19 protein-coding genes and 1 tRNA gene are annotated in these 16,022 nt (G+C 70.0%); 5 read left to right on the forward strand and 15 right to left on the reverse strand.

Annotated elements, in window-relative coordinates:
• Positions 1–127 precede the first annotated feature (127 nt).
• Positions 128–778 (forward strand): response regulator, encoded by a 651-nt coding sequence (locus tag DQW85_RS41800; RefSeq protein ID WP_113705271.1) that lies wholly within the window; start codon positions 128–130, stop codon positions 776–778.
• A 10-nt stretch (positions 779–788) separates the two neighbouring features.
• Here the strand turns inward: DQW85_RS41800 and secY are convergent, their stop codons facing one another.
• Positions 789–2,078 carry a preprotein translocase subunit SecY gene (secY, locus tag DQW85_RS41805; RefSeq protein ID WP_113705272.1) on the reverse strand — a complete coding sequence of 430 codons (1,290 nt, stop codon included), beginning with the start codon at positions 2,076–2,078 and terminating at the stop codon, positions 789–791.
• 110 nt (positions 2,079–2,188) lie between these two features.
• Between secY and DQW85_RS41810 the strand changes: the two genes are divergently transcribed.
• Positions 2,189–2,755 (forward strand): P-loop nucleotide/nucleoside kinase family protein, encoded by a 567-nt coding sequence (locus DQW85_RS41810; RefSeq protein ID WP_113705273.1) that lies wholly within the window; start codon positions 2,189–2,191, stop codon positions 2,753–2,755.
• Positions 2,756–2,802: 47 nt separating this feature from the next.
• Here DQW85_RS41810 and DQW85_RS41815 read toward each other — a convergent pair whose 3' ends face one another.
• Together DQW85_RS41815 and DQW85_RS41820 are read right to left on the reverse strand one after the other, a co-directional pair.
• Entirely contained in the window at positions 2,803–3,039 is a 237-nt protein-coding gene (locus DQW85_RS41815) for a hypothetical protein (RefSeq protein WP_113705274.1), read from the reverse strand.
• A complete protein-coding gene (locus tag DQW85_RS41820; RefSeq protein ID WP_113705275.1) occupies positions 3,039–3,263 on the reverse strand; it encodes a DUF6158 family protein in 225 nt (74 codons plus the stop codon). The genes DQW85_RS41815 and DQW85_RS41820 overlap by 1 nt, the downstream gene beginning before the upstream one ends.
• Before the next feature lie 97 nt (positions 3,264–3,360).
• On the opposite strand from DQW85_RS41820, the gene DQW85_RS41825 reads away from it, so the two are divergent.
• Positions 3,361–4,293, forward strand: a complete 933-nt coding sequence (locus DQW85_RS41825) for a LysR family transcriptional regulator (RefSeq protein WP_113705276.1) — start codon at positions 3,361–3,363, stop codon at positions 4,291–4,293.
• A 187-nt stretch (positions 4,294–4,480) separates the two neighbouring features.
• Here the strand turns inward: DQW85_RS41825 and DQW85_RS41830 are convergent, their stop codons facing one another.
• The gene (locus DQW85_RS41830; protein WP_113705277.1) at positions 4,481–5,011 is read right to left on the reverse strand and encodes a histidine phosphatase family protein; all 531 of its coding nucleotides are present in this window, start codon (positions 5,009–5,011) and stop codon (positions 4,481–4,483) included.
• Positions 5,012–5,221: 210 nt separating this feature from the next.
• Here DQW85_RS41830 and DQW85_RS41835 point away from each other — a divergent pair.
• A tRNA-Ile gene (locus DQW85_RS41835) sits at positions 5,222–5,295 on the forward strand.
• 146 nt (positions 5,296–5,441) lie between these two features.
• On the opposite strand, the gene DQW85_RS41840 is transcribed toward DQW85_RS41835, so the two are convergent.
• From DQW85_RS41840 to DQW85_RS41875, 8 genes are all read right to left on the reverse strand, one after another.
• Positions 5,442–6,386 (reverse strand): SRA domain-containing endonuclease, encoded by a 945-nt coding sequence (locus DQW85_RS41840; RefSeq protein ID WP_113705278.1) that lies wholly within the window; start codon positions 6,384–6,386, stop codon positions 5,442–5,444.
• A gap of 121 nt (positions 6,387–6,507) precedes the next feature.
• Positions 6,508–7,932, reverse strand: coding sequence for a tyrosine-type recombinase/integrase (locus DQW85_RS41845; protein ID WP_113705279.1), 1,425 nt, complete (start codon positions 7,930–7,932; stop codon positions 6,508–6,510).
• Positions 7,932–8,129 carry a helix-turn-helix transcriptional regulator gene (locus tag DQW85_RS41850; RefSeq protein ID WP_113705280.1) on the reverse strand — a complete coding sequence of 66 codons (198 nt, stop codon included), beginning with the start codon at positions 8,127–8,129 and terminating at the stop codon, positions 7,932–7,934. Before DQW85_RS41850 ends, DQW85_RS41845 begins: the two co-directional genes overlap by 1 nt.
• A gap of 177 nt (positions 8,130–8,306) precedes the next feature.
• The gene (locus DQW85_RS41855) at positions 8,307–9,479 is read right to left on the reverse strand and encodes a DUF3631 domain-containing protein (RefSeq protein WP_113705281.1); all 1,173 of its coding nucleotides are present in this window, start codon (positions 9,477–9,479) and stop codon (positions 8,307–8,309) included.
• Between the two features lie 23 nt (positions 9,480–9,502).
• Positions 9,503–10,402: a bifunctional DNA primase/polymerase gene (locus DQW85_RS41860; protein WP_240197777.1), complete on the reverse strand. Its 900-nt coding sequence runs from the start codon at positions 10,400–10,402 to the stop codon at positions 9,503–9,505.
• A complete protein-coding gene (locus DQW85_RS41865; RefSeq protein ID WP_113705283.1) occupies positions 10,399–10,623 on the reverse strand; it encodes a hypothetical protein in 225 nt (74 codons plus the stop codon). Before DQW85_RS41865 ends, DQW85_RS41860 begins: the two co-directional genes overlap by 4 nt.
• Positions 10,624–10,721: 98 nt before the next feature.
• Positions 10,722–11,714, reverse strand: coding sequence for an adenine nucleotide alpha hydrolase family protein (locus DQW85_RS41870; RefSeq protein ID WP_240197778.1), 993 nt, complete (start codon positions 11,712–11,714; stop codon positions 10,722–10,724).
• Between the two features lie 106 nt (positions 11,715–11,820).
• Entirely contained in the window at positions 11,821–12,267 is a 447-nt protein-coding gene (locus DQW85_RS41875) for a single-stranded DNA-binding protein (protein ID WP_113705284.1), read from the reverse strand.
• 82 nt (positions 12,268–12,349) lie between these two features.
• Between DQW85_RS41875 and DQW85_RS41880 the strand changes: the two genes are divergently transcribed.
• Positions 12,350–12,619, forward strand: a complete 270-nt coding sequence (locus DQW85_RS41880) for a hypothetical protein (RefSeq protein ID WP_113705285.1) — start codon at positions 12,350–12,352, stop codon at positions 12,617–12,619.
• A gap of 29 nt (positions 12,620–12,648) precedes the next feature.
• On the opposite strand, the gene DQW85_RS41885 is transcribed toward DQW85_RS41880, so the two are convergent.
• The 3 genes from DQW85_RS41885 to DQW85_RS41895 form a co-directional block, all read right to left on the reverse strand.
• Positions 12,649–12,879 carry a hypothetical protein gene (locus DQW85_RS41885; protein WP_113705286.1) on the reverse strand — a complete coding sequence of 77 codons (231 nt, stop codon included), beginning with the start codon at positions 12,877–12,879 and terminating at the stop codon, positions 12,649–12,651.
• Between the two features lie 290 nt (positions 12,880–13,169).
• A complete protein-coding gene (locus DQW85_RS41890; protein WP_113705287.1) occupies positions 13,170–15,443 on the reverse strand; it encodes a cell division protein FtsK in 2,274 nt (757 codons plus the stop codon).
• A gap of 228 nt (positions 15,444–15,671) precedes the next feature.
• Complete coding sequence (locus DQW85_RS41895; RefSeq protein ID WP_113705288.1) at positions 15,672–16,013, reverse strand: MazG-like family protein; 342 nt, start codon at positions 16,011–16,013, stop codon at positions 15,672–15,674.
• Between the last annotated feature and the right edge of the window lie 9 nt (positions 16,014–16,022).

Genomic DNA, 16,022 nt, shown 5'->3' on the forward strand with positions numbered 1-16,022 from the left:
CGCACGCCGAGGGGCGCGGGCTCGCGGGGATGCGCGCGACGGTGACCGCCGCCGGCGGGCGGTTCGCCGCCGGCCCTCGTCAGGGTGGCGGCTTCCAGGTCGTGGCGAGGTTCCCGAGGGACATCGGGTGATCAGGGTGGCCGTGGCCGACGACCAGGCCGTCGTGCGGATGGGGCTCAGGGCGCTGCTGGAACGGGAGCCCGACCTGGAGTGCGTCGGCGAGGCGGCCGACGGCGCGGGCGCGCTCCAGCTGATCCGCCGCACCCGCCCCGACGTGCTGCTGCTCGACATCCGCATGCCGGGCATGGACGGCCTGGCCACGCTCAGGGCCGTCGCGGGCGACGAGGAGCTCTCCGGCACCAGGGTCGTGGTGGTCACGACGTTCGCCGTCGACGAGTACGTCTTCGCCGCGCTCCAGGCGGGCGCCAGCGGGTTCGTGCTGAAGGACGGCGCGCCGGAGGAGCTGGTGAACGCCGTACGCGTGGTGGCCGCGGGCGAGGCGCTGCTGTCCCCGTCGATCACCAGGAAGGTGATCGGCCTGTTCGGCCGGCACGGCACGGAGCCGGTGGAGGGCCTCGACACGCTGACCCCGCGCGAGCGGGAGCTGGTCGCCTGGGTGGCCACCGGCAGGTCCAACGACGACATCGCCAGGGAGCTGGTGATCAGCCCCGACACCGTGCGCACCCACGTCAGCCGGGCCATGGTGAAGCTGCGGGCCCGCGACCGCGCCCAGCTCGTCGTGTTCGCCATGCGGGCCGGGCTGGCCGCGCCCGGCTGAGCGAGAGGTGCTAGCGCAGGAAACCCTCGTAGTCGCGCTGCTGCACCTGCGCCTCGATCTGCTTCACCGTGTCGAGTCCCACCCCCACCATGATCAGCACGCTCGTCCCCCCGAACGGGAAGTTCTGCTGCGTGCCGGGATCCTTGAGGATCATGAACGCCACCAGGGGCAGCAGCGCCAGCACTCCGAGGTAGGCGGCCCCGGCCGCGGTCAGCCGGGACAGCACGTACGCCAGGTACCCGGCGGTGGGCCGCCCCGGCCGGATGCCCGGCACGAACCCCCCGTACCTCTTCATGCCGTCCGCCACCTCCACCGGGTTGACGCTGATCGACACGTAGAAGTACGCGAACCCCACGATCATCAGGACGTACGAACCCAGGTACAGCGGGTGCGTCCCCGAGGTGAGGACGCGCGCGATCCACCCGGCGGCGCCCTCGCCGAGCAGCGGGGCGGCCAGCGTCGGCAGGTAGAGCAGCGACGTGGCGAAGATCACCGGCACGATGCCCGCCTGGTTGACCTTCAGCGGCAGGTACGTGCTGGTCCCGCCGTACATGCGGCGCCCGACCATCCTCTTCGCGTACTGCACGGGCACGCGCCGCTGCGCCTGCTCCACGAAGACCACGCCCGCGACCACGAACGCCCCCGACACGAGCACGACCGCGAACGAGAAGGGGCTCACCACGAAGACGGTGGACAGGTAGGACGGGAAGACCGCCACGACCTGCGCGAACATCAGCAGCGACATCCCGTTCCCGATCCCCCTCTCCGTGATCAGCTCGCCGGCCCACATGACCACGCAGGCTCCCGCCACCATGGTCAGCACGATCACGACCGCGCTCGTCAGGCCGTCGTCGTGCAGCAGCGGGCGCGGGCACCCGGGCAGCAACTGGCCGGACCGGGCGAGCGCCACGACCGTGCCGGCGTTGGGGACGGCCAGGCCCACGGTGAGGTACCGGGTGTACTGGGTGATCCTGGCCTGCCCCGCCTGCCCCTCCTTCCTGAGCGTCTCCAGCCGCGGCACCAGCGCGGGGACGAGCTGCATGACGATGCTGGCGGTGATGTACGGCATCACGCCCAGCGCGAAGACCGACAGCTTCAGCATCGCGCCCCCGCTGAACAGCTGCATCATGTCGATCAGCCCGCCTCGCGCGGTTCCCAGGCACTGCCGTACGGCGACGACGTCCACCCCCGGCGACGGCATCACCTGCCCGAACCTGAACAGCGCCAGCAGGCCCAGCGTGAACAGCAGCTTCTTGCGGAGCTCCGGCACCCGGAACGCCCTGATCAGCATGGTTGGCATGGCTCCCGAGTCTGGCCGGGCGCCGCGCGGCGGTCGTCCGCTCAGCGGCTGCTTCCGCGTACGCGGATCCGCGTACGTGCCCCGCCCGGCCAGGCGGGCAGACTGGTCGCATGAGCACGGTCTGGGTGATCAGCGGGCCGCCGGGCGCGGGCAAGTCGACGGTCGCCGCGGCGCTGCTCGCCCGCCTGGCGCCGGTGCCCGCCCTGCTCGACAAGGACGCCGTCTACGGAGACTTCGTCGCCGCGGTCCTCGAGGGGCACGGCAGGCCGCCCGGCGAGCGCGAGGGCCCCTGGTACGACGAGCACGTCAAGCGCCACGAGTACGCCGGCCTCACCCGGCTGGCCAGGCAGATCCGCGGGCACGGCTGCCCGGTCATGCTCGACGGCCCGTTCACCGGGCAGGTCCACTCGGCCGGCAGGTGGGCCCGGTGGGTGGAGGAGCTGGGCGGCCCTCCGGTCCGCCTGGTCTGGGTGCGCTCGGACGGCGCGACGCTGCGCGAGCGGCTGGAGGCCAGGGGGCTGGCGAGGGACGCGGGCAAGCTGGCGGCGTTCGAGGCGTACCTGGAGGCGATCCTCGTGGACGAGCCGCCCGCCGTACCCCATCTGGAGCTCGACAACCGGCGCGCGGCCCCGCCACTGGACGCCCAGCTCAGCGCGGCGGGCATACCACCGCTGTAGCCCAGGGGGGTCATCGGTGGGCTGTTCCGGCTGTACGGCGGCCTCGCTCAGTATTGGAGCCCGAAAGTGTGCGGCCCCAGGCCGAACCCATCGCCCTTGGGCACCACATACCCCTGCTCGATGAGCGTGGACAGGCTCCGCCGTACGTCGTCCTCCTCCAGGCCGCTCGCGCGGGTCAGCGCGCCGAGCCCGACGGCGCCACCCCCGACCGCGTGGGAGGCGACCGCCTCGTACACATGGCTGTCGACGTCGGACAGTGCCTGCACGTCGTGGTCGCGGGCCATCAGCGCTCCCTCGCCCCCTCCCGCAGCCGCCCGGGATCGACGTCACGTTCCGGATAGCGGCGCAGGTATTCGCTTTCGAGCTCGTTCGTCCGCGAGGTGTGCCGCGCCAGGGCGTCGTCCGAACCGTGCAGCAGGGTGTCGGTGCGGGTCGCGTGGAGTTGCCGCAGCTCACGCAGCAGATCGTCGTCGCCGAGCTCTCTAGGGTCGATTCCCATCGTGGTCATGGGATCCCCCCTACCCCAGGAGGTCCTCGACAATATCTGTCATATTTCCTGACATAAGGGCATTGTCGGGAGGAGACGACCGCCTTACCTTCCCGTTATGGACCTCGAGCTCAGGCACCTCAGGATCGTCCGCGCGGTCGCGGACGCGGGAAGTGTCAGCAAGGCCGCCGCCCTGCTCGGGCTGGCCCAGCCTGCCTTGACCGCCCAGCTCAAGCGCATCGAGAGGGCCCTAGGCGGCGCCCTGTTCGAGCGCGACCGGCACGGCGCCCGGCCCACCCTTCTAGGCGAGCTCGTCATCGCCAGAGCCCGGGTGCTCCTGCCCGCGGCCAAGGAACTGCAGGCCGAGGCCGCACGATTCGTCCACGCCCCGTCCTCCGGCTTCCGCATCGGCGCCACCCACGGCCCCGTTCTGGGCGGCCTCGTCGACCGGCTCGCCTCCGAGCGCGCCGTCACCACGTACACGAGCTGGTCGGCGCGCGAGCTCACCGCCCGCGTGGAGATGGGCCGCCTCGACTACGCCCTGATCGGCACCTGCGGCGGCAGCGGCACCCCCGCCGGCAGCCTGCTCTGGGAGACCATCGGCGTCGACCCCGCCTTCGCCCTCGTCGGCTACGACCACCCCGCGGCCGGCGAGAAGGAGGTGGAACTGTCCGACCTCGCGAGGGAGCAGTGGGCCGTCACACCGGGAGACGGCTGCTTCGCCGACTGCTTCGCCATGGCCTGCGCCCGCGCCGGCTTCACCCCCGCGACCATCTACGAGACGGACGTGGCCACCTGCACCCACCTCGCCCAGGTCGGCCGCGCCGTGGCGCTCTGCCAGGCCACCAACCAGCCCGTGGCGGGGCTGGTCATGCTGCCGCTCGCGGGCGCGCCGCTGAGCTGGCGGCACCTCCTCGGCCGCCACCCCTCCGCCCCCGACGCCCCCTGGGTCCTCGCCCAGGCCAAACAGGCCCACACCGAGTCCGTACGGCGAAGCCCCGTCTACCACGACTGGCTGGTACGCAACACCGGCTACGGCACTGCCCCCTGACCCTCTCCCCCGGCACCCGGCGCCCGGCCCTCCCGCTGGGCGCCCCCGCACGCCATGATCGGCGGCCAGGTCAGGCGGACCGGCGAGGCGGGCAGGTCAGACGCGGGCGATCAGGCGCGGCGATCAGGCGCGGCGGCGAGGCGGGGCGGCGAGGGGGGAGGTCAGACGGGGCGATCAGGCGGGGCGGTCAGGCCAACAGGAACTCCCACCCGGGCTGCCACTCGAACGGCGCATCGACAAGCTCCTCCAACGGCACCCCCTCAAGCAGGTTCTGCAACGCCCACCGATTCGCGGAGTGCGCGATGATCAGCACCGTGCCCCCCTGCCACTCCTTCTTCACCTCTTCCTCCAGGAACGCCGCGGTCTCTGCCACCACGTGCCGGTAGCTCTGCCCTCCCGGCCACGGCGCGTCGATGTGCCTGCCGCGCAGCATCTCCACCTCGCTCACCGGCCGCCCGTTGTAGATCCCGTAATCGCACTCCCGCAGCCGCGCGTCGAGCCTGACCTCCTTGCCGCCACCGAACGCGATCTCCACCGTCTCCACGGCCCGCCGCAGATCGGAGGCGTACACGACGTCCACGTCCCGCCGCCGCGCCCCCAACTCCACGGCCAGCTCCCGCCCCGCCCGTGACAGCTCGCCCGGCAGCCACCCGGTGGCGATCCCGATCTCGTTGTCCACCGTCATGGAATGGGTCTCGTAGATCAGTCTCACGCCCATTCCCCCGACGCTACCGGCCCCCACATCCCCATTGAGGGGAATTCTCCGGCTATGCCCTCGGCGTACATCACCCCACGGACTCGATCAACCCTCGGGAGCGTGGAATGATGTGCGAGGCGGCGATCCATCCGGGCGCGGCGTCACCGCCGGATCCGATGCTCTAGCCTTAGCGTGCGCGGGGGCATCGACGCGCCCACACAACTCAATCCAGGGGCGGTAGCTCAGCCGGTCAGAGCATCGGACTCATAATCCGTGGGTCGTGGGTTCAAGTCCCACCCGCCCTACTTCTTCCGAACAGCCAAAACCCCCGCCTGACCTGCGCTTTCGCGCGGTGACGGGGGCTTCTCATGTCCGGCTGTCTACGGCCGATACTGATCGTTTGCGGGTAGCTCTACCCAATACTTACCCACGACTTCACCAAGAGCGTGACCTACAACGCGAACCCGGGCCGACTGGCGCCGTACCCCTGCTTGGCCGGCCACACGATGACGATGTCCTGGCTGTGGGCCAGTTCGATCAGGTCCTGGCGCGGCTCGCTGGGCAGGAGAATCGCCCTGGTGGCGTCAGGCAGGAAGCGGCCGTAGTCGGCGAGCTGGCCGATGGCCATGCGCACGTTCTCACGGGTGACGCTGCCCTTGGCCTCGACCAGCAGCTTCGCGGTGTGGTCGTACAGGTCGGTGAAAAGCGGCCGGGTCTCTCCCTTCGGCAGCATCTGGTGCCGGCCGACCTTGTGGCTTTTGCCGCGCAGGTAGTCGCCCAGCGCCTGCACGAGAGCGGCCTCCTTCCGTTCGGCCTCGTACGGCTCGCGGTCCGGGTTGACGAAAGTCCGCTCGGTGAGCTGCTGTTCCAGGTCGAGCTCCTGCACCTGGTCTTTGTTCGGGTTGCGCTTGGCGGCGTCGAGCAGCCGGGCCAGGCTGGTCTGCGGCGGCTGGACGGCGGCGTCGATCGGACGCAGTCGGAAGACGATGACCCGGCGAATGGCGCCCCCGCCGGTCTCGGGGGCGTCAGCCTCGTACCAGGGGTCCTGGTCGTCCACCTCGAACTTGCCGAGGTAGGTGACAGTGCCGCGGGCGCCCTGGAAGACGCGCAGCGCCTTCCCCTGCTGCTTGTGGTTCAGGATGCTGGCGTTCCCGGACATCATCCGCTGGTCGCCGTACTGGCCTTCGCCGCTGTAGTGGAACAGGCCGTCCGGCATCCAGCCGTCGAAGTAGCCGTGCTTCTCGCCGGCGATGGGATCGGTGAAGACGAAGACGTTGGCGCTGCGGCTGGACGGGCCAATGCCGCCCTGGGTGCGACCACCGAAGTCCTCGTGCAGCGCCTTGCGCTCGATCGGCTCGCCGGGCTTGAGAGTCCATGCGGGGGTGGGGGTGGTCATGAGGCTGTCCCTCCTGCGATCACTTTGCTTGTGATCTACCTTAGCGGACCCCGATTACGGATGTGCAATCCCTATTAAGAAATTGGATATCGATTTTCGGGGTCCGATTGAGGTATCAGCGTCAGGTCGGGGGTTCCAGATCCTTCAGGGCGTCGGTGATGCGCCGCTTGGCGGCCTCATCTTGGCCAACGACGGTTTTGGCGTAGATCCTTAGCAGGACGTCCACGCTATGACCTGCCCATTCGGCTACCTGGGTGGCCGGTACGCCGGCATTGAGCCAGGTCGAGACGCAGGCGTGGCGCAGGTCGTAGATGCGCTTGGCCAGCGGTGACTGCGCCTCGTTGCTGGTCAGGGCTTGTTCTCTGGCCTTGGCCCATACGCGCCGGCACGTGATGCCCGCCACCTCGCCACCGCGCACCCCAGTGAACACCCGCCCTCCGGGGCCAGGGCCGAACTCCGCAAGGTGCGCGCGAAGAATCCGGGTAAGCGCGGGCGGACAGGGAACGACGCGGGTCTCCCCCTCGGCGCGGTGCTTGAGGGCGCGTTCTTCTCGCAGGCTGCCGTCGTCCGTCCACTCGCGGCCGGCGAACGGCGCGGCGCTCGCAAAGCGAAGTTCGCCCCAAGCGTCGGCCGGTTCCTCCAGTTCTCCCGTCTCAGGATTCCTGGCCAGATAGGGAAGGATGACGTTGTCCTCGCGGAGCCTTACTACCTCCTCGGGACGTAGCCCCGCGTAGTAGATGACGGCGAAGAACGCGACCAGGCGCTTTCCGCTGGGCTGTTGTGCTTCCACCGCGGCAAGAAGGCGGCGCGCTTGAGCGTGGTTGACGACGCTACGTCTGTCCACTTCGTAGGTGACCCGCGGTGGCTTCCACTTCAGAGCCTTGATCGGGTTGGAATCCAAGAGCTTCAGCTCTACGGCGTAGTCCATGGCGTTCTGCAGGATGGTCTTGTGCCGGCGAATCGTGCTTGTGGCGGCGGCCTTCCCGTTCAGGCGCGAGGTGGCGGCGTCGAGCATCGCACGGACGGTGGCCGCCTCGGTAAGCGCGGAAACGGGACGGGTGTTCTTGGCAAGCCACGCCAACACCTCGGCCGTTTCCTCGGACGCTTCGGCGCGCTGTTTCGTGTTGAACCCCCATCGACGCATGGCAGTTCGGAGGTCAAGGTCAGACGGCTTGCCCTTGCCACTCGTGAACATGGCCGGCGTAGCTCCGGTAAGGGCGCGGGCGATGTCTTGGCGGTACTTGGCCGAGGCAGCTTTCCATTTGAAGTCGGCGAACTTGCAGGCGAAGTCGTACCAGGTCATCGCTGGCCGCTCAACGCGGCTCCACCTCACCGGCTCGCCGGTGGCCAGGCTGAAAGGCTCACCCTCCCGAGCAGCGGTGAGCAGCTTGCTTCGGTACGCGTCTGCCTGCGCGCTCTTCTGGAAAGTCCGCTTCCACGGTTTGCCATCCGTGGACCACTGGACGCGATAGGAAGTGATCTTGCCCGCGGCGTTCTTGCGGACCTCGGTCTTGTGAACGCGAACGCGGTAGGTGGTGTTCTCCATCAGGCTGCGTCCTCTCGGGCGTTAAGCCAGTTTTCAAGGTCGGTACGGCGGACGCGAAGGGAGCCGTTGGGCAGGGTGATACAGCGCGGGGCGCGACCTTTCTGGCGCCAGTCGTAGAAGGTGGATCGTGAGATCTGGAGTTCCGCGCAGACCTCGGGGACGGTGAGCATCGCGCGTAGGCGGGTGACGGTGGCCATGGCGGCACGTCCTTCCGGGTGTGGCGTGATCGGAAAGAAGTTCGGCGCCCTCGGCGGTCGTGCTTGGCGGCTTGTCGCCGAGGGGCCGATGGCATGTCTGGAGGGGTAGCCGTTTCAACCCGTTACAGCCGTAACATTGCAGCTCAGGGCAGGAACGGCTTGATGTGGTGTAACGGGTTAAGCCGTTACAGGGTCGGAAGCCGTATCGCCTTGACCTGCGGTGTTACGGCTGTAACGGCTGTAGCGGCTACCCCGCTCCAGATGCAGGATGTCGGCCTCTGGAGCGGGTTCGAGGGTCGGGCAGTAGCGCGCCCATGCGTCGGCGAAGTCGCCGCGGCGGTACCCTCTCAGCGGACCATCGGGGAAGCGGATCAGGGCTGGGCGGATGTCGTATTCGCGCAGCATCGTGCCGAGTCTTATGGGTGTCAGGCCGACTGGTCCGTGCTCGTTCCATTCGCCCTCGGGGTCGGCCTTGAGTCGTTCCAGGAGTACGGCGGTGGGCAGCGCGGTGTCGGCGCCGAATGCGGCGCGGCAGGCGGCCAGCAGCCGGACACGTGCCGATGCCTGGTCGTTGTCGTCGGCCTCGGCGGTGATCGCCAGGGCGGCGGCGCGGGCACGCTCGGGCCAGGTGCTGGCGGCGTAGTCGGCGACGATGACCAGGGGTTCCCAGGTGTCGGCGGCGCGGTCCTCCACGGGCATGGCGGGTTCGGCCTGTTCCAGGGTGGCCAGGTCGGCGCGTAGCCACTGGTTGAGGTCGGCGGCCAGGTCGCGGAGTGGTGTGCGGTCGCGGCGGTGGCGGTAGGGTGCGGCGGTTTCGCCGGGTGCGCGGCGGCGCATGCGGACGACGACGGCGCGGTCTTCGATGGTGTCGGGCATGGCGCCGATGCCGGCGAGTGCGGCCATGGCGAAGGTCGGAATGCTTTCCACGCGGTTGGTGGCCGCGTCGTAGCGTTTGGCCGGCCGGTTGCGCTGATGTCCGGCGTTGAGCAGGCCGCGCAGGTCTTCATTGCCGTCCGCCTTGGGACCGAAGATGGTGTCAGCCTCGTCGACGAGCATCGTAGGCGGGTCCTCGGTGATGGACCGGTAGACCGCGGCGCTGGACGAATTGACCGTGATGAACGGTGCGTAGCAGGTGGCCTCGACGACGTCGAGCAGGCGGGACTTGCCGCAGCGCTTCTCCGGGCCGCGGATGACCAGGCGGGGCGCGTGCGCCCACGCGGGTTGGGCGTGCGAGGCGGCGATCCACAGCGTGACCGCGTCGGCGGCCTCGCTGCTCGGCAGGATGACGTACCGGGTCAGGGCGGCCCGGAGTCGATCGAGCAGGGCCGCGCCGGTCGGGTGTTGGGTCATGGTGGTGCCTCCCAAGGTGCGGGTCAGACGGCGGTCAGGCGGCGGGGACGGCGGGCGCCGTGCCGCAACCCGGACTCGACGGTTCGGGCGACTTCGCCCGGGGGCAGCCCGAGGTCGCCCCCTCCCTGTTCAAGCAGCTCTTTGATCGGCTGCTCTGGGAGCGCGCCGCCGGCGATGAGTTCCCCAAGCGCGGCGGCGGCGCCGAACAGGGAGCGGTTGCGCTGGCCGGGCTGGGCGGCGGCCAGGTGCGCGAGTTCGCGGTCCAGAGCCGCGCGCAGATAGGCGGAATGGCAATCATCGGCGATGGGGACGTGCACAGGCCGTTTGGCTGGTATCGGGGCGGGCGAGAGCAGCTTGAACAGGGAGGGGGCCAGCTGGGCGGGCATCGTGGCGTGCTGCACGCGGTAGCGTCCGGCGCCGTCTGGCAGGGTGACGGTGCTGCCGGGGGCGACGACGTAGCCGCCCCAGGCGCGGGTGTCGATCAGCCATCCCAGGCTGCCGTTAGTGCTGGGCAGGCGGGCGTCGGGCGGGGCGGTGTAGTACAGATGCAGGCCGCCTCGGCGGGTACGAACCTGCAAGGTCTCCCACTGCACCGGGATGCCGGCACGCTGGCAGAGGAGCGCGAACACATCCGCGCCGTCACCGACGCCGGGCAGGTCCCATTCCGGGGGCGGGTGCTGTCCGGGCTTGGGCATGTCCAGGTCGATCACGACCAGTCCGGCCGGGCCGGTGGCGATGCCAACGTTGTAGGGGGCGCGCTTCCACCAGGCGCGGATGCGGTCGGGGTCACAAGTGGCGCGCGTCTCCCAGTCGGTGAAGCCGCGCGGGGGTGCCTTGTCGCCCACGGCGAGGGGGAAAACCGGCCAGCCACGGGCGGCGGCGCCCAGAGCGGCGGCTGTCATGTCATGACGACGTGCGGTCATGCTGCCCGCCTTTCAGGCTCGCTGAGCAGGGCGGCGGTCAGCGCCCGTTCGAGACAGACCTTGTGGACGGGGCGCCGGTCGTCGTCGAGTAGGAAGCTCGGGCTCCGGCAGAAGCGGCAGGGGCGGCGGCGTCCCCCGCCCCAGTGCTCGCGTTTCTTGTGCCAGTCCAGGGACACGCGCCCCTGGTAGATCCAGTAGCCGCTGGAGACGGTGGCTGTCATGCTGGCAAGTGCCTTTCTTCTGGTGATCGGGAGCAGGGCGGGCGGCCTCGGCGGTTGTGCTTGGCGGCTTGTCGCCGAGGCCGCATGCACCCTTGTGGTTAGGCGGCATCAGAGGTGAGCTGGTCGCCGCGGCAGCTCCACGGGGAGCAGCCGTCGAGCGCGCCTTCCTCGGCCTCGTCGGCCTCGTCGGCGCTGTCGATGGCGTGGTCTGCCAGGGCCTCCAAGAGGTCGATCTGGCGTTGCTTCCATTCAGTGCGGGTGACTTTGTCGATCGCAGCCTGATCGAGGGGCAATAGGCTGCGGTGCAGGTAAGGCCGCTCTTTGATGCCACGCAATGTGGCCTCACGCAGGCTGCGATCGAAGGCGACCGCATCGGCCCACTCGTCGGGGTGGTTGTCGCGGAGCTCGCGCCACTGTCGGTTGCCGTGGAAGGGGCAACCGATACAGGCGCTTTTGGGGGTGTCTGCCCAGCCCTGGGCGCGGAGGTAGCGCACGCAGTCGGTGCGCGTCCAGCCGGGCCGGCCATCGGCAGCGTCGTCGAGGTCGAGCAGCGGGAAGGCGTTGTGCAGGTAGCGCACGTGGGCATCCTTGGCCCGGTGGAACTCATCACGGCTGATGCCGACCCACTGCTCAGCGAACACGCTGGCGGGCACCGGGCGCGGGTGTGGGTACCCCAGCAGTGCCCGGATGGCGGCCTTGATCGGGCTGACCTTGTATTCCTCGGTGCACTGACGGCGTACCATCGCGGACCCGGACCCGTCACGGTTGCGTACGAATACGGGCATGCGGACAAACGCTCCGGGGGTGAGGGAGTCAGCGCGGAGGTCTCCGGTGATGCGCTGGGCGTTGCTGTCGGCCTGCACCCGCACGATGGGGATGTCGGCTGGCTGGGCAACCTCGCGTTCGAGCCGGTCGAGGTGGGCGTAGACGGCGTGCGGTTCCCAGCCGGTGTCAGCGAAGATGGCGACGTCGATTTTGGGGAGCTGCCCACGGGCGGACAGCAGCAGCAAGGTTGTGGACTGCACGCCGGCGCCGAGGCTGAGCACGCGCAGGGCGGGATTGTTTGACTGTGATGCAGGGCCGCTGGTCACGATCGCAGACCTTTCTTGGCAGATGATCGGGAGCGGGGCGGGCGGCCTCGGCGGTTGTGCTTGGCGGCTTGTCGCCGAGGACGCCTGCACCCTTCGTGCACGGGGGTTAGAACGGGGGCTCGTCACTCGCCGGGGTGGAGCTTGCCCACGGGTCGGCGGGCGCGCCGCCGTGGCCGTTGTGGGCGGAGCGGGCGGCCTTTTGCGGTTTGGCGGTGGCGAAGCGCAGCGAGGGGCCGATCTCATCCACGGTCATCTCCACGACCGTGCGGCGGTCGCCGTCGCTGGTTTCGTAGGTGCGCTGGCGCAGCCGTCCCGAGGCGATGACGCGGGTGCCCTTGGTCAGGGACTCGGTGACGTGGTCGCCGAGGTCGCGCCATGCCGAGCAGCGCATGAACAGCGGCTCGCCGTCTTGCCACTGCTCGACCTGCTTGTTGTAGACGCGGGGGCTGGAGGCGATGGTGAAGCTGGCCACGGCCAGGCCGCTTTGGGTGTAGTTCAGTTCGGGGTCGCCGGTCAGGTTGCCGATGATGGTGATCGTGGTCTCGCCGGACATGGCGGGTCTTCCTTTCAAGACATGGCGGATCAGCGTTGGCTTGATGGGGACGAGATGGAGGGCGCGGCGTAGCGTCGGGCCTATGGCTGAGCAGAGCTACACCGGTGACGATCTGAGCGCGTGGGAGCAGTCGGTCAACACGCTGCGGTACGGTCCGCACGACGATCCGGGCGACGTGCGCGAGGCCGAAGAGGCCACCGCGAACCTGTGCTCGGCGTGGGGCGGCTGGATGGACATGCCTGAGGCGGTGGCGAACATCGTGACGCGCGCCGTGGAGACCGGATACCTCAAGGCGTTGTCCGACGTGCGTGAGGGTCGGGTGGCCGGTCTGGGCATGCTGGAGGAGGACTGAGGGCTCCCCCGCCCCGAACAGCACAGTGGTCAGCGGGCGCCGGCGTGGTGCAGGCGACGCAGGTAGTTGTAGAGGCGGCGGCCGAGGCGCAGGCGCAGGCCGGTGCCGTCGCAGCGGCGGCACCAGCGCTTGACGCGCCCGTTGGGCTTGAGGGTCTTGCCGTGGCCCTTGCAGCGGCGGCAGCTGCCGAACGGGTCGGCGGCGCAGGCGGCGGCGTAGCCGAGCAACCACAGCGCGGCCAGCAGTCCCAGAAGGACCATGGGTGGTAGCGAGCCGGTAGCGGTGAGAGGGGTAGCGGTAGCGGCAGGGAGGGTCATGGTGAGCACTCCAGGGGCGTTTTTCGGCGTGGTGGAGGAAGCCCGCTACCCGCTACCTGCGGGTATTTGGGCTGATCAGAGAGGGTGCGGGCGGTAGCGGCGTGGGTAGCGCGTTCGCTACCGGTAGCGGGTGAGCCGCTACCTCGGCGCCCCCTCCCAAGGGGTGTGGCGGGCGGTCCACCGGCCGCGCCCGGAACGGCGGGTACGGCCGGTGGACGGTGGGGTTGCGCCCGTCAGCTTCCGGTCTGGGCGCGGCGGCTCACCGCGGCCTGGATGGCGGCACGCTTGGCGCCCTTGAGCACCTGACCGTCGCGCTTGATGTTCACGCTGGGCACGTTCAGGTCGCGAAGCTGAGCGGAGATCGCATCGCCGGTGAGGTCGGCGTAGTGCTCGGGGATGCGTTCGGCCAGCCGGGCGGCGATCTGCGCCCAGGACAGGCCGGTCTCACTGCCCTCGAAGACGCTCACGGCGTCGGCCAGCACGTCGCGCACCTCGCGCACGGCGGCTTGGCCGGCGGCCATGCCGGACAGCGTGCCGGCGCGTTCGCGCAGCTTGCGCGCGGTCAGCAGGATCTTTTCGGCGTCCTCGGCGTCGGCCAGGTGGAAGCGCACCGTGGGCGTGTCGTCGCCGGCGCCGCGCAGGATGCCGACACCCTTGTAGGACGGGAGCAGGGTGGAGGAGTCGAAGCCCTCGGAGTTCGCGCCGGAGCCGAGCACCAGGTCAGAGACCTGCCAGGAGCCGGTGCGCAGCGCGATGCGCACCTGGTGGTTGTCGCGGAAGCTGGTGAAGGCGGTGGCGGCGTCGCCGGTGCCGACCCCGCCGGGCTTCTGCGTGGCGTCCAGCACGATGACGCCGGCGGCCGGGGCCACCTTGACCAGGAACACCAGCAGGCCGGATATCTCCTTGTTCAGCTCCTTGTCGCCGGTGTCGAAGTACTCCTGACACTCATCGATCACGACCAGGCGCACGGGCATGCCGTACTTCGGGTCACGGGCGATGTCGCGGGTCAGCTTGCCCTCGGGGCAGATGTCCACGGGCAGCTCGGACAGCTTCTGGTAGCGGGCTTGCACGTCGGCCTTGAGGTCGCGCAGCATCTGCACGAACGTCTCCAGCGGGTCGCCGTCGCGGGTGAGGGTGAAGCCGAACCCGCACGAGTGGGCGACCAGGGCGAACTTGCGCCAGTCCGGCGAGCCCTTGCCGTCGAAGACCTCCAGCCGCACGTACGGGTCCAGCGCCGCATACAAGGCGAGGAGGCGGGCGGTGAAGCTCTTACCCTGCCGAGGTTGCGCGCCGACCAGGATGGACGTCCACAGCATGAGCAGCGTGACGGCGCGGCCTCGTTCGTCCACGCCGAGCGGGGCGGGCTGCCAAATGTCGGTTTCCTTGCAGGCCAGCAGCGGCGTGCGACCGGCCGGCGTCGCGAGCGGGTCGGAGTCGGCGACCCACAGCCAGTGCGAGCGGTGCGATTCGGGGTCGCGGGAGATGGTGACCTGCGACAGCGCCACATCCAGCCCCGAGGCGATGGCCGGGCGGGCCTTGACCGCGTCATCGAAGGTCTTGCCGTAGGGCAGGTTGACCAGCACCTTGGAGCCGTTGCCCTCGCGCGCCATGGCGGCGCCGAACTCGATCTGCTGGTTCGGCCGCTCGGGGTGGCCGAGGTTGGCGGAGTAGTAGGCGCGCAGCACGATGTCGCTGTTGAGCCGGCGGTAGCGGCGCGTCACCACGGCGGAGGGGATGAGCTGTCGGCCGGCGGGACGCCCGTAGCGGGCCAGCACCGGCACCAGGCCGGCGACGATGACGCCCTGCCACAGCGCGGGCAACCCGAGCACCACCATCATGGCGATGAACAGGGCGATGAGCTGGAAGAACAGCACCACACCGCGCCAGCGGCGGGTGGCCTTGCCCTCCCGGTGCAGCTTGAGCCACATCGCCGGGTCGTTGTCAGTGGCGGCCTGCTGCAACAACAGATACTGCTCATTGACCCACCACCAGCGAAGCTGCCGGCCGGCCAGTCGGAACACGCCGACGATCGCCCACCAGGCGACCTTGAGCAGGTACCACGGTGAACGGACCGCGTGGAAACCGGCGATGTAGCCCCAGCGGGCGGCGGTGATGCGGATGGTCGCGCCGAGGTTGGTCCGGCGCAGCGCGGTCGGGATGATCGGCCGTCGCTTCTGCACCGGCGGCGTAGTCGGGGCGGCGGCCTCGGGTGAGTCCACCGGCACCGGCGTGTCGTCGGCGGGCGGCGGGTCGTCCAGCTCGATCTCAAAGGACGTGTCACGGGCGGCGGACCGCCGCACGGTCGGGGCCTGCGGGTCAGCGGTCGGATCGCCGGCCGGGTCGGCGGTCGGGTCGCCGTCCGGTGTGGGCGGCAGGGTGCCGTACGGCAGGCGGTCGGCGCGGGCGGCGTCCAGGTCCACCACGTCCGCCCCCGGACGGTCGGCGGCGCGGTCGGCGGTGAGGTCGGCGGTGAGGTCGGCGGGTGTGTCGTGGGTGAGGTCGGTCATGATGTGAGGCACCTCGCGTGCGTTGTCGGTAAGCGGGGCGGCAGGGCACGGCTTCGGTTTGGCGACTGAGGGGCCGTGCCCTGCCTGGTGGTGCGGTCTGCCGGGGCGGTCGGACCGCGTCTGGCCGGTGCGGGCGGGTGGTGCGGGAGGTGGGCGGGCGGACCGTGCGGTCCGACCGAGGCTCGCCGGGCGGTCGGGGCCGTGGAGGTCCACCGGGCGGCGGTGCGCTCAGGCGGCGTCCAGGAGGCGCAGCAGCCTCGGGTAGCGGGCGGCGATGTGGGTGCTGAGGATCTTTTCGGCGTCCTCGGGGCCGCCGGCGACGGTGGCCAGTGCCGACATGGCGGCGATGATGACGTCGCACAGTTCGCCGGTCAGCTCGGCGTGGGTGGCGCTGACGCCCTTGCGGGGGTTCTGGCCGGTCACGCCGATGTAAGCCGAGACGACCTCACCGAACTCTTCCCCGATCTTCATGATGCGCATGGCGATCTCGTGGTCGGTGCGGGGGTTGGCCGCGTCCAGCCAGGTCAGCAGCAGCCGGACGTGCTGGGCAAGAGTGATCTGTTTAGCCATGACGAGCGG

It is taken from the genome of Nonomuraea lactucae (assembly GCF_003313395.1).
Lineage (GTDB): Bacteria > Actinomycetota > Actinomycetes > Streptosporangiales > Streptosporangiaceae > Nonomuraea > Nonomuraea lactucae.